We start from the raw sequence: 19156 nt of genomic DNA on the forward strand, positions 1-19156 counted from the left end.
GGTCCTCCTCTGGTCCGTCGGGATCCGGGGCGACCCCGGAGGTGCCCCTGGCTGGCACTCCGGCGGGTCAAGTGCCAATGCTACCGTCCGACCCGGGGGACGACCCGACCGGCCCGCACGGCTTCGCTCACGGTGATCGCCCGCCCCCGTTGCTACCGTGCTCTCCCATGGACTGGAGCAGCTGGGGCCCCGCGGGCCACGACGACCTGACGCGCCGCCCCGCCCGGACCGTCCCCGATGTGCCCGCCACCCCCGGCACGGTGGTCGAGGACGTGGCCTCCGGGTTCACCGGGGCCGTGATCGGCATCGAGCGCTCCGGCGGCGTGCACGTGGTGGTCCTGGAGGACCGCCGCGGCGTGCGCCGCGGCTTCCCCCTCGGCGGCGGCTTCTGGATCGACGGCGAGCCCGTGACCCTGGTCCCCCCGACCGCCGCGGCCCCGGCGGCGCCGGCCCGCACCGCCTCCGGCTCGCGACGGGTCGAGGGGGCGCGGGCCCGCACCGCCCGCGCCTCTCGCATCTGGGTGGAGGGCGTGCACGACGCCGAGCTGGTGGAGAAGGTGTGGGGCGAGGACCTGCGCCTCGAGGGCATCGTCGTGGAGCCCCTGCACGGCGTGGACGACCTCGCCGGGGCGATCCGTGCGTTCGCCCCCGGTCCGCGGCGCCGGCTCGGGATCCTCGTGGACCATCTCGTCACCGGGTCCAAGGAGGAGCGCCTCGCGGCCGAGGCCATGCGCGTGCCGGGGGCCGCGGGCAACGTGCTCATCCTCGGTCACCCCTACGTGGACGTCTGGCAGGTCATCAAGCCCTCCGTCCTCGGCATCCCCGCGTGGCCCGTCGTGCCGAAGGGGCAGGACTGGAAGACGGGGATCCTGCGGGGACTGGGCTGGCCGCACGGGAGCAAGGAGGCCACGGGGCTGGGGTGGAAGCGGCTGCTCTCCCACGTCACCACGTACGCGGACCTCGAGCCGTCCCTGCTGGGCCGCGTGGAGGAGCTCATCGACTTCCTCACCGCCGCACCCGAGCACTGATCTCGGCGCAGCCCCCGCCCGCCCGCGCTATGCTGGCCCATGCCCTGCGCCCGGTCCCCGGCGCGCGGGTCCCGCGATCCAGGAGGAGCCCCTCGTGAACACCCGCGCGCAGCCCGACGCCGGCCGCACCGGCCACGGCCCGCCCGCCTGGCTCGTCTCGGCCGGCGGCCGCGGCGCCCCGCTCACGGCGAAGCAGGACCGTGACCGCGCGGCGCTGGCCCACCTCAGTCTGGCGTTCGGCGTGCTCGGCCCGCTGGTCGTGTGGCTGCTCTACCGCGACCGCGGCCCGTTCACCTCGCAGGAGTCGCGCGAGGCCCTGAACTTCTCCGGGCCGCCCACGCTCATCACGCTCCTGTTCTTCTTCCTGTCCCTGCTGCCGGTGGTCGGCCCGATCTTCGCGATCCTCGGCGCGCTCACGTGGGCCGCCATGGCGGTCTACGGCGTGATGGGCGCCTCGCACGTGTCCAAGGGCCGTCCGTTCCGGTACCCGTTCAACCTGCGCATCCTGCGCTGACCCGGGGCCGGCCGGTCAGAAGCCGGCCAGCGCCCGGACGATCGCGTCGTTGCGCAGCCGCCCCTCGAGCGTGGGGATGATGCGCCCGTCGACGGCGGCACGCCCGTCCAGCAGGCCCGCGGCGATGAGTTCGGCGATCGCCCCGCGGATCCGCGCGGCCTCCCCCGGCGTCTCCGAGACGAGCTCCGCGGTCGGGAGCCCGTCCACCGTGCGCACCGCGAGCATGATGCGCTCGAGTCGCCGCGCGTCGGCGTCGGGCCGCTCGCGGCCGACGGCGGGGGTGACCCCCGTGGCCAGCCGTTGCGCGTAGGCGGCGGGGTGCTTGGCGTTCCAGAACCGGACGCCGGCGAGGTGCGAGTGCGCTCCCGGGCCGATCCCCCACCAGTCCTGGTCCTCCCAGTACGCCACGTTGTGCCGCGCGCGGTGGACCCCGGAGCCCTGCGGGTCGCGCGCCCAGTTGGACACCTCGTACCAGCGGTAGCCGGCGGCGCCGAGCAGCTCCTCGGCGAGCAGGTACTTGTCCGCCTGGTCGTCGGGGTCCACGTCCGCCACCTCGCCGCGGGCCACCTGGGCCCCGAGCTTGGTGCCCTCCTCCACGATCAGCGAGTACGCGCTCACGTGGTCCGGGGCCAGGGCGACGGCGGCCTCGAGCGTGGCCCGCCAGTCGGCGAGGGACTCTCCCGCGGTCCCGTAGATCAGGTCCAGGGACACCTCCAGGCCGGCCTCGCGGGCCGCGGCGACGGCGGCGGGGACGGACTCGGGCCGATGGGTGCGCTCGAGCGTGGCGAGCACGTGCGGCACCGCGGACTGCATGCCCAGGGAGAGGCGGGTGAAGCCGCCGGCCGCGAGCTCACGGGCGTACTCCGGAGTGATGGTGTCCGGGTTGGCCTCGGTGGTGACCTCCGCGCCGGGCGCGATCCCGAACCGGTCCACCGCCGCCTGGAGGATGCGCACGAGGTCCGCGGCCGGCAGGAGCGTGGGCGTGCCGCCGCCGAAGAACACCGTGTGCAGCGGGCGGGCGGGCACGTCCGAGGACGCGAGCACGTCCGCGGCGAAGTCCAGCTCCGCGACCGCCGACTCCCAGTAGTCGCCGCGGCCCGCGCCGGGGCCGAGGTCGACGGCCGTGTACGTGTTGAAGTCGCAGTAGCCGCAGCGCACGGTGCAGAACGGCACGTGGACGTACAGGCTGAAGGTGCGCGCCGCGCCGTCGCCGGCGGCCGCGCGCACCCGCTGCCCGACGTCGGCCGGCAGCCGGCCGTCGTCGGGGACCGGCTCGCCGAGGGGCAGGGCGGGCACTTACTTCTTCGCCGCCTGGTCGGCGCCGGCGCCGTCCGAGGACAGGGCGGCGATGAAGGCCTCCTGCGGGACCTCGACCCGGCCCACCATCTTCATGCGCTTCTTGCCCTCCTTCTGCTTCTCGAGCAGCTTGCGCTTGCGGGAGATGTCGCCGCCGTAGCACTTGGAGAGCACGTCCTTGCGGATCGCGCGGATGTTCTCGCGGGCGATGATGCGCGAGCCGATGGCGGCCTGGATCGGCACCTCGTACTGCTGGCGCGGGATCAGCTCCTTGAGCTTGCCCGTCATCATCACGCCGTACGTATAGGCGTTGTCCTTGTGGGTGATGGAGGAGAACGCGTCCACCTGTTCGCCCTGGAGCAGGATGTCCACCTTGACGAGGTCGGCCGCCTGGTCACCGTCGGCCTTCCAGTCCAGCGAGGCGTACCCCTTGGTGCGGGACTTGAGCTGGTCGAAGAAGTCGAACACGATCTCGGCCAGCGGGATCCAGTAGCGGATCTCCACCCGTTCCTCGGAGAGGTAGTCCATGCCCTTGAGGTTGCCGCGCTTGGCCTGGCACAGCTCCATGACGGCGCCGATGAACTCGGCCGGCACGATGATCGTGGCCGAGGCCATGGGCTCGCGCACCTCGAGGATCTTGCCCTCGGGGAACTCGGAGGGGTTGGTCACGGTGACGACCTCACGGTCCTCCCGGGTGACCTCGTAGACCACGTTGGGCGCGGTGGAGATGAGGTCGAGCCCGAACTCGCGCTCGAGGCGCTCGCGCACGATCTCCAGATGCAGCAGACCGAGGAAGCCGACGCGGAAGCCGAAGCCCAGCGCGACCGAGGTCTCCGGCTCGTAGACGAGCGCGGCGTCGTTGAGCTTGAGCTTGTCCAGGGCGTCACGCAGCACGGGATAGTCCGAGCCGTCGATGGGGTACAGGCCTGAGAACACCATGGGCTTGGGGTCCTCGTAGCCACCCAGGGACTGCTCGGCCGGGTGGGCGTGGTTGGTGACCGTGTCGCCCACCTTGGACTGCCGCACGTCCTTCACGCCGGTGATGAGGTAGCCCACCTCGCCCACGGCCAGGCCCTTCGTGGGTACGGGCTCCGGGGAGGAGACGCCGATCTCGAGGAGCTCGTAGGTGGTGCCCGTGGACATCATGCGGACCTTCTCCCGCGGGGAGAGCCGGCCGTCCACGACGCGCACGTACGTGACGACGCCCCGGTAGGTGTCGTACACGGAGTCGAAGATCATCGCGCGGGCCGGGGCGTCCGCGTCGCCCTCCGGGCTGGGGACGGCGCGGACCACGCGGTCCAGCAGCTCCTCGACGCCGACGCCCGTCTTGCCGGACACGCGCAGCACGTCCTCGGGATCGCAGCCGATCAGGGAGGCCAGCTCGGCCGCGTAGCGGTCCGGATCCGCGGCGGGCAGGTCGATCTTGTTGAGCACGGGGATGATCTCCAACTCGTGCTCCATGGCGAGGTAGAGGTTCGCCAGGGTCTGCGCCTCGATGCCCTGGGCGGCGTCCACCAGCAGGATCGCCCCCTCGCACGCGGCCAGCGAGCGGGAGACCTCGTAGGTGAAGTCCACGTGCCCGGGGGTGTCGATCATGTTCAGGGCGTAGTCCACCCCGTCCACGGACCAGGGCATGCGCACGGCCTGGGACTTGATGGTGATGCCGCGCTCACGCTCGATGTCCATGCGGTCCAGGTACTGCGCCTTCATGTCGCGGGGCTGCACGACGCCGGTGGCCTGCAGCATGCGGTCCGCCAGCGTGGACTTGCCATGGTCGATGTGGGCGATGATGCAGAAGTTGCGGATCACCGAGGGGTCGGTGGCAGCGGGCACCGGGGGGTTCGACGCCAGGGGCGACACGGGCACTTCCTCTACGGGTGACGGGGACGGGACTCTGACCGCCTAGTCTCTCATGATCCGCCGCCGACCCGACCCGGACGCCGGGCCCGCGCGTCCACTAGATTCACGCCCATGGCCTTCGACCTGCATCGCGCCCTGTCCCTCGGCCGCCGGACGGCACGCCTGATCGGCGCCCTCCGCGACGACGCCCGGCCGCGCCGGGCCGCCTCCGAGGCCGGTCGACGGGCCGGCGACCGGAGCGGCCCGTCGCCCTTCCCGGGCCCGCCCGGGCCTCCCGGGCCCGCGTGGGACCCCACGGAGCCCACCGACTCGTGGCCGATGCCCGGGCCCGGGCAGGAGCGCCGGCCCCGGCGACAGGACGCCGGCCGCCACGTGTCCCTGCCGGACTTCACCGGCACCGTCCGCGTCGAGTACGCGCCCGTGCCCGGGCCGACGGCCGGGCCGGGCGAGGTCGTGTGGACCTGGGTGCCGTACGAGGAGATGGACGGCCGGGGCAAGGACCGCCCCGTGCTCCTGATCGGCCGGGACGGGGCGCACCTGCTCGGGCTCATGCTGACCAGCCGGGACCGGAACAACGCCCTGGCCCGCGACGAGGACTACGTGGACGTGGGCGCGGGCGCCTGGGACCGGTCCGGCCGCGCCTCGGAGGTGAAGCTGGACCGGGTGGTCCGCGTGGATCCGGCCGCGGTGCGCCGGGAGGGCGGCGTCCTGGACCGGGCGGCCTTCGACCGGGTCACGGCCGCGCTGGCCCGCGCCCGGCGGCGGGGGCGCTGAGTCGGCCGCGCGGATCGCAGGGTCTGGGTGGTAGGATCGTCCGCATTGTGTCCGCCGGTCGACGGGCACCCCCGGAACGGGTCATCATCGGTGTTCCCCACGCCGCTCAGTCCACGGATCCGGGCACCCTCCACGACCCCCTGTTCATGCGGCGCCCGGACCCTCGTCCGCGCCGCCGACGACGAAGGACCCGATTTGGCTAACATCAAGTCCCAGAAGAAGCGCATCCTCACCAACGAGAAGGCGCGCCAGCGCAACGTCGCGGTGAAGTCCGAGCTGAAGACCGCCATCCGCGCCGTGGACAAGGCCGTCGCCGCCGGCGAGCCCGAGGCCGCCGCCGCCGCGCTGCGCACCGCCTCCCGCAAGCTGGACAAGGCCGCCTCGAAGGGCGTCATCCACAAGAACCAGGCCGCGAACCGCAAGTCCGGCATCGCCGCCCGCGTGAAGGCCCTCCTCGGCTGATCCACGCCCCCCGGCTGTGACCGCGGCCCCCGCCCCGAGCGATCGGTGCGGGGGCCGCGTCGTGTCCGGGCTGCCCCCGAGGGATGCCGTCCGGCGGCGCCGTCAGCGGCTGACGGCGGTGGCCACGCGGATGACCGCGCGCTCGACGGCGAACTCCGGGTTGCGGGAGGCGCCCTTGGCCTCGGCATCGGCCTGGGCGATCCACTCCACGGCCTGCGCGATGCCGGCCGCCGTCCAGTGCCGCGCCGCCTGCTGGATGTAGCGCACCTGGAACGGGGCCACCCCGAGCAGGGACGGCAGCTCGGCGGCGGGCCGGCGGGCGTCGATCATCCGCGCCACCTGCCGCGCCTTGAGCGCGAGTGCCGCGGTGATCATCACCGGGTGGACGCCGGTGGCCATCGCGTGCCGCACGAGGGAGACGGCCCTCGCCGCCTGCCCCTCGAGCGCCGCGTCGGCCACCGCGAAGCTCGTGGCCTCCACGCGGCCGCTGTAGTACGTGTCCACGGTCTCGACGCTGACGACGCCCTCGGTGTCGTCGACGAGCTGGGCGCACGCGGCCGCGAGCTCCGTGAGCGAGGCGCCGGTGGCGCGGATGAGCGCGCGGGCCGCCTCCTCGTCGATGCGCCGACGCCGGTCGCGGAACTCGGCCTGCACGAAGGCCAGCCGCTCCTCGTCCTTCTTCAGCGACACGCATTCGACCACCGTGCCGGCCTTCGCGACGGCATCCAGCAGCCTCTTGCCGCGGGTGCCGCCGGTGTGACGCAGCACGAGCGTGACGTCGTCCGCGCCGGGGCCCTGCTGGACGAGGCGCAGGGCGTCCTCGAGGAACGCATCGTTCATGGCCTCGAGGCCCTCGACCGTGATGAGGGTGGGCTCGGCGAAGAGGGACGGGCTGGCCGCGGTGGCCAGCTGGCCGGGCTGGTACTCCCCCGCGCGGAGCCGGTGGATCTCCAGCTGACCGTGACGCTCGCGCAGAGCCTGGGTCACGCGGTCCGTCACCCAGCGGGCGGCATGGTCCTCGGGCCCCTTGAGGAGCATGAGCGGGGCGGGCTCGGCCCTCCGCCAGGCCAGCGGGTCGGTGCGGCCGGCTCGGCCGGAACGGGGGCTGCGGGCGGCGGACATGCGTCCCATCCTAAGGTCCGGTGCGGACGCTCGAGGGCGGGCGGACGGTGTGGACCGCGATCTCGGGCGCGCCGTCGGGGTCGGGGCCGTCCGCGGCCGTGAGGGCCAGCGTGCCGTGCAGGTCCGTGCGGGCCACCGGCCCGAGGCGGCCGAGCGCGTCCACCGTGGCCCGGTGGGGGTGGCCGTACGGGTTGTCGGCGCCCACGGAGACCACGTGCAGGCGGGCGCCGGCCGCGCGCGGCACGGCCGTCCCACCGTTGCGGGCCCCGTGGTGGGCGACCTTGAGCACGTCCACGCGCGGCGGTGCGGCGGCATCGGACCGGCGCCCCGCGACCCACGCCGCGGAGGCGTCCTCCTCCATGTCGCCGGTGACCAGCGTCGTGACCGGACCGGCCCCGCTCTCGACGGTGACCAGCACCTGGGCGGAGGCGTCGTTCTCCTCGGGGGCCCGCGCGTCGGCGAGCAGCACGTGCCACCGCACCGGCCCGGCCGTGCCCGTCGCGCCGGTGCGGAGCCGTGCCGCGTCGGCGAGCGGGTCGACGCCGTCCGCCTCGCCTCCGCGCCCTTCCCGGCCCTGCGCCGGTGCGTCCCGGGTCGCGTAGTGCACCGCCCCGCGGGAGGCGCGGTCGACCACGCCGGCCAGTCCCCCGGCGTGGTCGGCGTGCAGGTGGGTGAGCAGCACGGCGTCCACCCGGTCTACGTCGAGGTCGTCGAGGCAGCGACGTGCGAGCCCCGGCTCGGGCCCGACGTCGACGACGACCCCCGCGCGCGGGCCGGACCGGAACACGGCCATGTCCCCCTGGCCGACGTCGCAGAACGCCACCGCCCAGTCCGGCGGGGCCGAGCCCGAGGACCGCGGCACGAGGACCGCCCCGACCGCCCCCGTGGTGGCCGCGGCCAGGGCGGCGGCGAGCACGACCAGGGCGGGGAGGCGCTCGCGGGTCCGCGGCGCGCTGCGGCCGACACGCCGGACAGGGGCGGTCCGGCGTCGTTCGAGCAGGAGCACGGCGGCGAACCCGAGGAGCGTCGCGGCCACCAGCAGGACGCCCAGCCCGGCGCCGAGGGCTCCGGCCGGCCACGGACGCAGCGCCCCGGGCAGGGAGGCGCTGGTGTGGGCGACCCACCCGATCCAGGCCGCGGGCCACTGGATCACGGCCACGAGGGCGGCCGCGATCCCCGGCGCGGGCAGGGCGAGGGCCGCGGCGAGGGTGCCCAGGACGGTCACGGGCGGCACGGCCGGGGCGGCCAGCAGATTGGCCGGCACCGCGTAGGCCGACACCTCACCGGTCATGGCCAGGATGATCGGCTGGCAGGCCAGGTGGGCGGCCACGGTCACCGCGAGCGACGCCGAGAGCCACCGCGCTACGACGTCGGGCAGCATCCGGCCGAGCCCGGCGTGCAGCGCACGGTCGAGGGGCGCGCCGGCCAGGACGATGCCCGCGGTCGCGGCCAGGGAGAGGTGGAAGGCCGGTTCCACGGCGAGGGCCGGCACCGCGACGAGCAGGGCCGTGCCGCCCACCGTCAGGAGTCCGAACGCCTGCCGCGCGCGGCCGAAGAACACCGCGAGCGCTCCGAGGGCGCCCATCACGGCCGCCCGGAGCACGGACGGCTCCGGCCCCACGACGACCACGAACACCCCGAGGACCGCCAGCCCGGCGCTGAGGACCACCGCCCGGTGCACCCGCGCGCTGCGCAGGGTGATCGCGACCGCGCCGAGGATCATGGCCACGTTGGCCCCGGACACGGCAGACAGGTGCGACAGGCCCGAGGCCTTCATGGCGTCGTCGAGGGCGGCCCCCTGGGCGGAGCGGTCGCCCAGCACCAGCCCCGGGATGAGTTCCGGCGCAGCGCCGACCGTGCCCTCCGCAGACTGACGGAACGCGGCGCGCAGCGCCTCCCGCCGCGGGGGGCCCGGGTCACCGCCGGTGGCCCCGCCTGCCGTCTGCGTCCCGCCGGGGCAGGGTCCCGGCTGCGGGGCGGACGCGGCGGCCAGGAACACGGTGGAACCGGACCTCGACGGCCGGGCCACGACGCACACCCGCGATCCCGGCCCGCCGTCGGGGGCCCACGTCCCGCCCTCCGGCGCGACGATCGTCGCGGGCGGTGCGCCCCCGCCCGTGAGTCGGGCCGTCACGGCCGCCTCGGGGGCCCGCGGCGGATGACCGAACGTCTCGACCCGCACGGGCACGCTCCAGCGTGGGCCGAAGGTCGCCTCGCTCCGGGTGGCGGGCCCGTCCAGGGTCAGCTCGAGCCGCAGCGGTGAGCCCGCGTGCACCGCGCCGGTCCAGCCGCTGCCGCTGGCCGCGGCGGCGGGCCCGGCCGAGTGCTGCAGCATCAGGGCCGCGGCCATGCCGGCCAGCGCCGTCGCGGTGGCCACGCCCCGTATCCGACCGGTCGAGCGGGCGGCGCCCAGGATGGCGGCCGCGGCGACGGCCAGCCCCGTGAGGGCCGCCGCCGACCGGGCCGGGGCGTCCCAGCCGACGCCGAGGATCCCCAGGGTGAGGCACCCGAGCAGGGCGGGCACCCACCGGGCCTCGAGCGGGCCGGGCACCTCGCGGTGCCGGGCGCGGCGGTCCACGGGATCGTTGGGCGGGCCCGGGGCCGGGTTCACCACGAGACGAGGTCGCGGAGCCGGTCAAGCGTGGCCGGGCCGATGCCGGGCACCGCGTCCAGGTCCTGCAGGCCGGTGAACGGGCCGACCGTCTCGCGGTGGGCGATGATCTTCTCCGCCGTGGCGGGGCCGACGCCGGGCAGGGTCTGCAGGCCTGCGGCGTCGGCGGTGTTCAGGTCCACGGTGCCGCGGGGCTCGGCACCGCCAGGCTCGCCAGTGGCACCGGCCCCGCCCGTGGTCGGCGTGGGCTGAGCCTGCGCGGCCCCGGCCACCCGGTCCAGGGCGTCCTGCGGCGTGTGGGCGGAGGGGACGAGGACCTGTTGGCCGTCGTCCAGCGGGGCCGCGAGGTTGATGCGCTCCGCCCGGGCGTGCCGGGTCGGGCCCCCGGCCGCGCGCACGGCGTCGGCCACCCGGGAGCCCGGCGCGAGGCTGACCACACCCGGCCGGGCGACCTCGCCCACCACGTGCACCCGCAGCGGGGTGGACCCGGCGGACCCGGACGCCTCCCCCGACGGCCCCGCCTCGGGCGTCCGCGCGTCGGTGCCGGCCGCCGTCGAGGCGGCGGAGGGCGCGCCGGTCTGCGGGATGCCTGCACCGGCCGCGGCCGCCGGGACCGCCGCGGGCGGCGCCGGGGTGGTCAGCCAGGCCACCGCCCACCAGGCCGCGGCGGCGACGAGCAGCACGGTGACGGCCAGCAGGGCCGGCCGCCACCGCAGCACTGGGCCCCGGGGCGGGGTGCGCTCCCACCGGGACGCGGCGTGCGGGCCGGCCGTGTCGACGTCGGGGACGGCCGCGGGGTCCGGGGCGAAGGCGGGCGGATCGTCGCAGAGGCGGTGGCTGGGGCTCATGCGGGCAGTCTGCGTCCCCGCGTCTGAGCCGGGCGCGTCCCGTACCCGGCCTGGGGATGACCACCGCGGTCCGGGGCGGTGTGCAGGAACGGACGCGCCCGTCTCCGCTGCGCTCCTGCACGGGCGGCCTCAGTCCCCCGAGCCCCCCGTGGGCGATTCCAGTGGGCAGATCACCACGCCCAGCGCACCCAGGCCCAGGTGCGCGGCGAGCACGGCGGGCAGCTCGACGACGGGCACGGGTGTGGTGGAGATCGGCTGCAGACGCTCCGCGAGCTGCATGGCCGTCTCGGGGTCGCCGTACTCGTGGACGGCGATCCGCACCGGGTCCTCTCCGGCCCTCTCGACCGCGAGCTCCACGAGCCGGTCGACGGCGCGGGCCGCGGACCGCGGGCGGTCGACCAGGCCGATCGCGCCGTCGTCGACGGCCATGACGGGGCGCACCTGCAGCAGGGTGCCCAGCAGCGAGGCGAGCCCGCTGATCCGCCCGCCCCGGCGCAGCTGCTCGAGGCTGGGCACCGTGAACAGCACGTGGCTGGAGTCCACGGTGGCCTCGAGCCGCTCGCGGATGCGGGCCACGGGCATTCCCACCCCCGCGTCCACGGCGGCGTCCACCACGGCCGTGCCCAGAGCGAAGCCCACGGTGCGCGAGTCCACCACGGTCACCGGGCGCTCGGCGTCCGCGGCGGCCAGGCGCGCGGCCTCCACGGTGCCGGAGAGCTCGCCGGACAGGTGGACGGAGAGGATGCGTGCGTAGCCGGCGCGGGCCAGCTCGGCGTAGGCCGTCCGGAACGCGCCCGGCGAGGGCCGCGAGGTGCGGACCGGAGTGCCGGCGGCCAGGGCCAGCGGCAGCTCCAGCGCGAGCTCGTCCGTGCCCTCCGTGTGGATCTGCTCGCCCACCATGACGGGCAGCGCCACCTGGCGGATCCCCGCGGCCAGACCGTGTCCGAGGACGGCGCCGGGCAGGGCCGCGGCCGAGTCCGTGACGACGGCCGTGCGGTCCCGGCGGGGCGGGCGCAGCCCGTAGCGTGCCCGCCCGGCCAGCTGGGAGCGGCGGGAGCGCAGGCGGACGAGCGCGTCGTCGCGCCACTGCTCGATGCTCGCCACGGCCTGCCTCCTCTCCCCCGGCTCGGTCGGGGCCGGTCTCACGCGGTCAGCGGATCACCAGGTTCACGAGCTTGGGCTCCCGCACGATCACCTTGACGATCTCGGCGTCCCCGATGAAGTTCCGCACCTTCTGCGACGCGCGGGCGCGCGCCTCGAGGTCCTCGGCGGTGATGTCCGCGGGCACCTCGAGGGTGTCGCGGACCTTGCCCTTGACCTGGACGACGGCCGTGACGGTGTCCTCGACCAGCAGCGCCTCGTCCACCGCGGGCCAGCCGGCGCGGACCACGGAGGGCTCGTGGCCGAGCAGCACCCACATGTCCTCGGCCGTGTACGGCGCCACGAGGGAGAGCAGCACGGCCACGGCCTCGGCGGCCTCGCGGACGGCCGGGTCGGCCGCGCCGGCACCCGCGTCGATCTCCTTGCGGGCCGCGTTGACCAGCTCCATCGTCTTGGCGACGACCACGTTGAACTTGCCGTCGTCCAGCAGCTGCTGGGCCTCGTGCACGGTCCGGTGGGTCACCCGGCGCAGGGCCACGGCCCCGTCCGCCGGGTCCGTGCCGGCCGGGGTGCCCGTCGCGCGGACGTCGCGGGCCAGGCGCCACGCGCGGGCCAGGAACTTGCCGGCGGCCCCCGGGGCGACGTCGGCCCAGTCCACGTCGTCCTCGGGCGGCGAGGCGAACACCATGGTCAGGCGCACGGCGTCGACGCCGAACTGGTCCAGCTGGTCGCCCAGGTCCACGCCGTTGCCCAGCGACTTGGACATGGCCTTGCCGTCGTTGAGCACCTGGCCCTGGTTGAGCAGGGCGCGGAACGGCTCGGTGAAGGGCACCAGGCCGAGGTCGTGCAGGGCCTTGGTGAAGAAGCGGGCGTACAGCAGGTGCAGGATCGCGTGCTCCACGCCGCCCACGTACTGGTCCACGGGCAGCCAGCGGCGCAGGGCCTCGGGGTCGAAGACGCGGGCGTCGTCGTTCGGGGACGCGTAGCGGAGCATGTACCAGGACGAGTCCACGAACGTGTCCATGGTGTCGGTGTCCCGTCGCGCGGGGCCGCCGCACTGCGGGCAGTCCACCTCGACCCACGACGTCGCCGCGGCCAGGGGCGACTGGCCCTTGGGGGCGAGCTGCTCGCCCTTGAGGTCGGTCGGCAGGGTGACCGGCAGCTGGTCCTCCGGCACGAGCACCTCGCCGCAGTCCGGGCAGTGGACCACGGGGATCGGGGTGCCCCAGAAGCGCTGACGGGAGAGCAGCCAGTCGCGCAGCCGGTACGTGGTGGTGCCCCGGCCGGTGCCGCGCTCCTGCACGATCTCGATGGCCCGCGCGATGGCCGCGGTCTTGTCCAGGCCGTCGAGCTCCCCGGAGTTCACCAGGATGCCCTCGCCGGTCGTCGCGACGCCGGAGACGGCCGGGTCCTCCTCGCCGGTGTCCAGCACGGCGCGCACGGGCAGCCCCATGGCGCGGGCGAAGTCGAGGTCGCGCTGGTCGTGGGCCGGCACGGCCATGATGGCGCCCGTGCCGTAGTCGGCCAGCACGTAGTCCGAGGCCCAGATCGGCAGGCGCTCACCGGTCAGCGGGTTCACGGCGTGGCGGCCCAGGAACACGCCGCTCTTCGGGCGGTCCGTGGCCTGGCGGTCGATGTCCGAGACCTTCTTCAGGTCCTCCCGGTACGCCTCGAGTTCGGCCCGCACGTCGTCGCCGGCGAGCTCGGCGGCCAGCGGCGCGTCGGCGGCGACCACCATGAAGGTCGCGCCGTGCAGCGTGTCCGGCCGGGTGGTGAAGACCGTGACGACGGGGCCGTCCTCGACCTGGAAGTCGACGTGGGCGCCCTCGGAGCGGCCGATCCAGTTGCGCTGCATGGCGAGCACGCGCTCGGGCCAGTGGCCGGTGAGCTGGTCCATGTCGTCCAGCAGCGCGTCCGCGTACTCGGTGATGCGGAAGTACCACTGGTTCAGGGTCCGCTTGGTGACCTCGGTTCCGCAGCGCTCGCAGCGGCCGTCCACGACCTGCTCGTTGGCGAGCACCGTCTGGTCCTGGGGGCACCAGTTGACCGGGGAGTCCTTCCGGTACGCCAGGCCCTTGCGGTACAGCTGCTGGAACAGCCACTGGGTCCACCGGTAGTACTCGGGGTCCGAGGTGTGCAGCTCACGGGACCAGTCCACGGCGATGCCGTACCGCTGGAAGGAGCGCTTCTGCGTCTCGATGTTCGCGTAGGTCCACTCGGCCGGGTGGGCGTCGCGCTTGATGGCGGCGTTCTCGGCCGGCAGGCCGAAGGAGTCCCAGCCGATGGGGTGCAGCACGTCGAAGCCGCGCTGCATCCAGTGGCGCGCGACGACGTCGCCCATCGCGAACGCCTCGGCGTGCCCCATGTGCAGGTCGCCCGACGGGTACGGGAACATGTCGACCACGGTGCGGGTCTCGGAGCCGTCCTCGCGCGGGGCGAACGTCCCGGCCTGCTCCCAGTACCCGGCCCAGCGGGCCTCCACGTCACGGAACGAGTACTCCGCGTCGGCGGGGATGCTGGGGGTGGCCGGCACGGCGCTGTCGGGGGTCTGGCTCACGGCGGTTCGAGTCCTCACGCAGTCGGGATGGGGCGCCGGCCCTCGGGCGGCGCGGACGGGGCCGGCGGCACGGCCGGCCACCCCATCCTACGGCGACGGCGCCCCGGCCCGGCCGCAGGGCCGCTCCGAGACGCCGTGCCCGGCCGGGCACGCGGTTTCAGGCGGAGTGGCTGCCGCCTGCCGGACGCTCGGGCCCGGCGTCGGGACCGGGGCGCGCCCCTCCGGAGGTGAGCGCGTCGTCCTCCTCGAGCACCTGGGCGACCTCGTCCTCGAGGGCCTCCGTCACCGCGTCCGGGGCCGCCACGGAGTCCCCGACCGCCTCCTGCAGCTGCACTGCGTGCTGGGCCGTGAAGGTCTTCTCCGGATGCTCACGCAGGCGGAGCAGCGCGAGCAGGCGCAGACGCAGCCCCGACTCGGCGGAGATCTGCCGGCGGTGGGTGAGCCACCAGACGAGGAGCACGAGCGCGAGCACGATCCCCAGGTGGCCCAGCGCCGGGTAGACGACGTTCATCAGGTCGCCGAAGCCGACGAAGCTCACCGCGAAGGCCAGCAGCGTGACGCCGGCGAACACGGGCCGGTAGCGGCCCGGGCGGTCGGCCGTGAGGCGGCGTCCCAGCGCGTAGAACATGCCGATCGCGGTGTTGAAGATCATCAGGTAGATCACCACGACCATCGCCCAGCCCAGCCAGGGCGCGATCGAGGCGAACAGCCGCAGCATGGGGACGTCGGCGCGGCCGATCTCGGCGTAGCCGAGGTAGAGCAGCGTGGAGGCCATCAGGAGCAGGGCGGTGTACATCAGGCCACCGGTGAGGCCGCCGAGGAACGCCTCCCGGGGGTGGGTGATGGACCCGCCGATCACGAGGCACATGGACACGGCCATCACGACGACGAGGCCGAAGTAGTTGACCGAGGACAGCCACCACGGGTCCACCGGCGTGGTGGCCTGGACGGCGAGGGACTCGTGGGCGGTGAAGCCGCCGTCGCGGGTGACCAGGACGTGGACGAACCCGGCCACGACCGCGACGACCACCAGGGGCGTGATCAGGGAGATGATCGCGGAGACCTTCTCCACGTCCAGCATGCCCGTCACGAGCACGAGCAGGGTCATCAGGGTGGAGCCCGCCCACGTCGGCCAGCCGAACTGCTGGGCGAGCGTCGAGCCCGCCCCGGCGAGCATGACGACGCCGATCGCGAAGAGCGTCACCGTCACCACGACGTCCAGGATCCGGGCCATCACGGGGTGCGAGACGCTGCGGAAGACGACCTTGTGGTCGGCCGCGAGGAACACGCTGCCCAGCTGGAGGATGACGGCGCCGCCGGCGGTGACGAGCAGGCCGGCCAGTCCCGCGCCCACGACGCCGATCCAGCCGAAGCCCACGAAGTACTGGATGACTTCGGCGCCGGTGGCGAAGCCGGCGCCGACGAGCAGGCCGACGAAGGCGAGGGCGATCTTCAGGGATCTGAGCGCGACGGGGTGCTGCACGCATGGGCCTTTCGTGGGGGACGGGGTGCGCCCGTGCGGGCCCCGGGACCGAGGACGGGCCGGAGTACGGTAGGCACGCGCGCGCCATCGTGGCCAGGACCAGGCGTCGCCGGGTTCCGGGCAGCGTGGCCTCAGGTCCAGCAGCAGCGTGCGGGAGGCGTGGGTGACGTCGGTGAGGTTCCACACCGGCCTGGCTAGGGTGGGGACGTGCCTGTCCCGACGCCGTCCGCCGCCCCGGGCCCGCCCGTCCGCCTGCGCGATCTGCTGCGCCCGCCCGCGGCGCCCGCCGATCCCCGCGTGCTCACGGGCCACCCGGCCCGGACGCCCCGCCGGCACACCCTGGCCGTCCCGGACCCCGTCAGCGGGATCCGGTCGTCCGTGGCCGTGTGGGAGTACACCCCCGTTCCGGTGGCCGCGCCGGGATCGCCCGGCGCACCCGAGGGGGACGCGGCCGCTGCCCCGCTCGTGTTCGTGCACGGCTTCCGCGGGGACCACCACGGCCTCGCCCTGCTGGCCGACGCGCTCCCGGAGCATCCGATCCACTCGATCGAGCTGCCCGGCTTCGGGGCTTCGGAGCCCTTCCCCCACGCCGAGCACACCGTGGCCCATCACGCGGACGCGGTGGCCACCGTCGTCGCCGCCCTGGGTCTGCGGGCGACCCCCGTGCTGGTCGCGCACTCCTACGGGACGACGGTGGCGGCCGAGCTGGTCGCGCGGGACCCGTCCCGGTGGGGACGGCTGGTCCTGCTCAACCCCATCGCCGAACCCGCGCTGGAGGCGTCGGCGTCCGTGTCGAGTCGGGTGCTGGCGGCCGTCGCCGAGGGGTACTACGAGGTCGCCGCCCGCCTGCCCGAGCGCCCGGCGCGGCTGCTGCTGGGCGCGCCGCCGGTGGTGTGGGTGACCACGCTCGCCATGACCCGCACCAGGGACAGGGATGTCCTCGCGTACACCCATGACCAGCACCGGCGTCACTTCTCGGGCTTCGCCTCCGCGCGCATGCTCTCCGAGGCGTACCGCGCCTCGAGCACGGGCTCCGTGGCCGACGTCGCCGCCCGCCTCACCCTGCCGGTGCTGCTCGTCGCGGGGCGAGAGGATCCGCTGGGCTCGGTGCCGGCACAGAAGGCGCTCGCCGCGGCGATCGACGCCGGCGGCGGCACGGCGGAGCTGCACGTCCTCGACGGCGTCGGGCATCTGCTGCACTACGAACGCCCGGCCGCCTGCGCGGCGCTGATCCGCGACTGGCTCCGCCGCGCCGGCCGCTGACGCCGTCATCGCCCCGGCATCGCCGCGCTCCTGTCCATCGGGCTGCGGGTCGGTCCAGCCGCCCCCTCAGAGCACCCCGGCCGGGTCGAGCCGCACCCGCACCGGGGCGGTCTCGCGCCGGGCGCTCGCCGCGGACCGGGCGGCGCGCAGGGCGCCGACGGTGGCTTCGGCCGCCGCGTACGGGAAGATCAGCAGGGCGCGGGAGCGGGTCTCGTCGGCGGGGTCCGGCACCGGCCCGATCCAGGGCAGTCGCGCCGGGCCGCCGTCGAGCGGGGCCGAGTGCGGATCCTCGTGGATGTCCTCGTCCGGCCGCTCCCGGCGGGCGGCCTCCACGAGCTCGAGGTACTCCGCGACGGCGGCGGCGTCCCCCGAGACCTCTGCGAGTCGGCCGGCGGGAGGCAGGTGCAGCTCGCGCCGCTCGGCGACCTGGCGCGCGGCGAAGCCGTCGGGGTCCCGGCGGACGAGCGCGTTCACCGCCTCCGACGCGTCCGCGGTGACCACCACGACGCCCCCGTCGGAGGCGGGGCGGACCAGGCAGGCGGCCGCGAGCCAGCGGGCGAGCACGCGGCCCGGCACCTCGAGGCCCTCGCGCTGGAGCTGGCTGTCCCCGTCGAGCAGCAGGGCGGCCGCGTAGCCGTCGGGCGTCACCGGCTCGGCCCCCACGGTCGCCACCACCAGGGAGGGCCCGGGCGGCACCGAGCCGAGCATGTGCTGCGCTGAGGAGGCGTGCACGGGCACGCGCGGGAACGCCCGGCCCAGCTCCTCGGCCGTGCGGTCCACGCCGCGGGCGCCGGCCCGCAGCGTCGTGCCGCCGCACTCGGTGCACCGGAAGCCGCGCTCCCGGGTGCCGCACCACCGGCACGCCACCTCCCCGTGCCGGGCGGCCCGCGCGTCGCGGAAGCCCAGCGGCCCCGCACAGACACGGCAGCGGGCGGGCGTGCGGCACCGCTCGCACACCAGGGCGGGGATGAATCCGGCCCGGGCCACCTGCACGAGCACCGGGCCCGGCCGTGGTCCGAGCAGCGCGGCGCGGGCGGCGGCCCAGGCGGCCTGCGGCAGCCGCGCCCGCTGCGCGAACGGGTCGCGCGCCGTCTCCCAGGCGTCGGCGGTGGAGACGACCCGTGGCCCGAGCTCGCGCTGGGCCGCACGGGAGGGGCCCAGGTGCAGCAGCCAGCCCGACTCGACGAGCCGTTGCACCGGGACGGACCGGGAGGGCCCGGCGAAGAGCAGCGCCGCGCCGGTCGCGCGGGCTCGCTCCAGCACGACCTCTCGGGCATGGAAGTAGGGCGCGCGGGGTTCTGCCCACGCGTCGTCGCCGTCGTCCCAGAGCACCACCAGCCGCAGGTCGCGCACGGGCGACCACACGGCGGCCCGGGTGCCGGCCACGATGCGCCGGGTGCCGCGCAGCGCGGCCAGGTGGGCGCGGTACCGGGGCGTGTTGCCGTCCTCGGAGCCGATCCGCGCGTAGGCGTCCTCCCCCACGTGCTCGTCGAGGGCGGCGCAGAGCCGGTCGAGGTCGCGGTGGTCGGGCACCAGCAGCAGGACGCCGCCGTCCGAGGCGGCCACCGTGCGCGCTAGGGCGGCCAGCGCGCCCGCCTCGTCCCATTCGAACAGGCGCGAGGGCACGACGGCGGCCGCCCGCGCGGCGTCCCCGGCCAGCACGGCGGACACGAACGCGGTGCCCCTTTCGAGGGACTCCCACACCGTGGGCACGAGGCCCTCCTCCGCCGCGGGCGGCTCCGGACGCTCGGCGTCCGTTCCGGTCAGCGTCACGGGGTGGTCCGCCGCGGCCTCCGCGTCCTCCGCCAGGGCGGCCTTCTCGACCTGCGCCACGCGCGGGGGCACCGCGGCCCGCAGGACGTCCGTGACGACGCCGGCCTGGCGGCGGGCCACCGCGCGAGCGGTCGCCAGGACCTCCTCCGTCAGCGGCGGGATGACGGTGAGTACGCCGGTGAGCTCGGTGAGCTGGGCGCCGGTGGCCGGCTCCTGCTCCCGCGAGACGAGCCAGCCCGTCATGGCCCGTCCGCCGAAGCGGACGGACACGCGGGAGCCGGGGACCGCCCGAGCGTCCAGGGCCACGGGCACGAGGTAGTCGAACTCGCGGTCCAGGTGCGGCACGGGCGAGTCCAGCAGGACGCGTGCGATCGGCCGCTCCGGCCACCCCTCGGCCCGCTCCGGCAGCCGGGGTGCGTCCTCCGGCTCCGGGAGGGCGAACAGCGCGTCCGTGATGCCCGCCC

General features: G+C 75.5%; 14 protein-coding genes. 5 read left to right on the forward strand and 9 right to left on the reverse strand.

Going from position 1 to position 19156, the window contains the following annotated elements; all coding sequences use genetic code 11:
* Positions 1 to 167: 167 nt before the first annotated feature.
* Together AC3RJ9_RS05850 and AC3RJ9_RS05855 are read left to right on the forward strand one after the other, a co-directional pair.
* The gene (locus AC3RJ9_RS05850; RefSeq protein ID WP_010078617.1) at positions 168 to 1028 is read left to right on the forward strand and encodes a DUF3097 family protein; all 861 of its coding nucleotides are present in this window, start codon (positions 168 to 170) and stop codon (positions 1026 to 1028) included.
* A gap of 94 nt (positions 1029 to 1122) precedes the next feature.
* A complete protein-coding gene (locus AC3RJ9_RS05855; protein WP_002854682.1) occupies positions 1123 to 1542 on the forward strand; it encodes a DUF4870 domain-containing protein in 420 nt (139 codons plus the stop codon).
* 15 nt (positions 1543 to 1557) lie between these two features.
* On the opposite strand, the gene hemW is transcribed toward AC3RJ9_RS05855, so the two are convergent.
* Both hemW and lepA read right to left on the reverse strand, forming a co-directional pair.
* Positions 1558 to 2838, reverse strand: coding sequence for a radical SAM family heme chaperone HemW (gene hemW, locus AC3RJ9_RS05860; RefSeq protein ID WP_036336572.1), 1281 nt, complete (start codon positions 2836 to 2838; stop codon positions 1558 to 1560).
* Entirely contained in the window at positions 2839 to 4698 is a 1860-nt protein-coding gene (gene lepA / locus AC3RJ9_RS05865; RefSeq protein WP_036336574.1) for a translation elongation factor 4, read from the reverse strand. It abuts the gene before it with no gap.
* A gap of 111 nt (positions 4699 to 4809) precedes the next feature.
* On the opposite strand from lepA, the gene AC3RJ9_RS05870 reads away from it, so the two are divergent.
* Together AC3RJ9_RS05870 and rpsT are read left to right on the forward strand one after the other, a co-directional pair.
* Positions 4810 to 5472 carry a type II toxin-antitoxin system PemK/MazF family toxin gene (locus AC3RJ9_RS05870; protein WP_036336575.1) on the forward strand — a complete coding sequence of 221 codons (663 nt, stop codon included), beginning with the start codon at positions 4810 to 4812 and terminating at the stop codon, positions 5470 to 5472.
* Between the two features lie 195 nt (positions 5473 to 5667).
* Positions 5668 to 5934, forward strand: coding sequence for a 30S ribosomal protein S20 (gene rpsT, locus AC3RJ9_RS05875; protein ID WP_036336578.1), 267 nt, complete (start codon positions 5668 to 5670; stop codon positions 5932 to 5934).
* A gap of 102 nt (positions 5935 to 6036) precedes the next feature.
* Here the strand turns inward: rpsT and holA are convergent, their stop codons facing one another.
* The 6 genes from holA to AC3RJ9_RS05905 form a co-directional block, all read right to left on the reverse strand.
* Positions 6037 to 7056, reverse strand: coding sequence for a DNA polymerase III subunit delta (holA, locus tag AC3RJ9_RS05880; protein ID WP_206495819.1), 1020 nt, complete (start codon positions 7054 to 7056; stop codon positions 6037 to 6039).
* A gap of 10 nt (positions 7057 to 7066) precedes the next feature.
* Entirely contained in the window at positions 7067 to 9634 is a 2568-nt protein-coding gene (locus tag AC3RJ9_RS05885; protein ID WP_489727616.1) for a ComEC/Rec2 family competence protein, read from the reverse strand.
* Positions 9635 to 9663: 29 nt separating this feature from the next.
* Positions 9664 to 10515, reverse strand: a complete 852-nt coding sequence (locus tag AC3RJ9_RS05890) for a ComEA family DNA-binding protein (RefSeq protein WP_036336582.1) — start codon at positions 10513 to 10515, stop codon at positions 9664 to 9666.
* 129 nt (positions 10516 to 10644) lie between these two features.
* Complete coding sequence (locus AC3RJ9_RS05895; RefSeq protein ID WP_036336584.1) at positions 10645 to 11619, reverse strand: DegV family protein; 975 nt, start codon at positions 11617 to 11619, stop codon at positions 10645 to 10647.
* 46 nt (positions 11620 to 11665) lie between these two features.
* Positions 11666 to 14173: a leucine--tRNA ligase gene (leuS, locus tag AC3RJ9_RS05900; protein ID WP_036336586.1), complete on the reverse strand. Its 2508-nt coding sequence runs from the start codon at positions 14171 to 14173 to the stop codon at positions 11666 to 11668.
* 157 nt (positions 14174 to 14330) lie between these two features.
* Entirely contained in the window at positions 14331 to 15656 is a 1326-nt protein-coding gene (locus AC3RJ9_RS05905) for a YkvI family membrane protein (protein WP_036336588.1), read from the reverse strand.
* A gap of 207 nt (positions 15657 to 15863) precedes the next feature.
* Between AC3RJ9_RS05905 and AC3RJ9_RS05910 the strand changes: the two genes are divergently transcribed.
* Positions 15864 to 16919: an alpha/beta fold hydrolase gene (locus AC3RJ9_RS05910; RefSeq protein WP_123243930.1), complete on the forward strand. Its 1056-nt coding sequence runs from the start codon at positions 15864 to 15866 to the stop codon at positions 16917 to 16919.
* A 66-nt stretch (positions 16920 to 16985) separates the two neighbouring features.
* On the opposite strand, the gene AC3RJ9_RS05915 is transcribed toward AC3RJ9_RS05910, so the two are convergent.
* The gene (locus tag AC3RJ9_RS05915) at positions 16986 to 19148 is read right to left on the reverse strand and encodes a primosomal protein N' family DNA-binding protein (RefSeq protein ID WP_345798941.1); all 2163 of its coding nucleotides are present in this window, start codon (positions 19146 to 19148) and stop codon (positions 16986 to 16988) included.
* Positions 19149 to 19156: the final 8 nt, after the last annotated feature.

Source organism: Micrococcus sp. 63XJN7_6_ISO-PGPR-S23-444, from assembly GCF_058072765.1.

Coding starts and splice junctions, on each gene's coding strand:
- holA (WP_206495819.1), bottom strand. CDS start 7,056: ATGTCCGCCGCCCGCAGCCCCCGTTCCGGCCGAGCCGGCCGCACCGAC.
- AC3RJ9_RS05850 (WP_010078617.1), top strand. CDS start 168: ATGGACTGGAGCAGCTGGGGCCCCGCGGGCCACGACGACCTGACGCGC.
- AC3RJ9_RS05870 (WP_036336575.1), top strand. CDS start 4,810: ATGGCCTTCGACCTGCATCGCGCCCTGTCCCTCGGCCGCCGGACGGCA.
- AC3RJ9_RS05890 (WP_036336582.1), bottom strand. CDS start 10,515: ATGAGCCCCAGCCACCGCCTCTGCGACGATCCGCCCGCCTTCGCCCCG.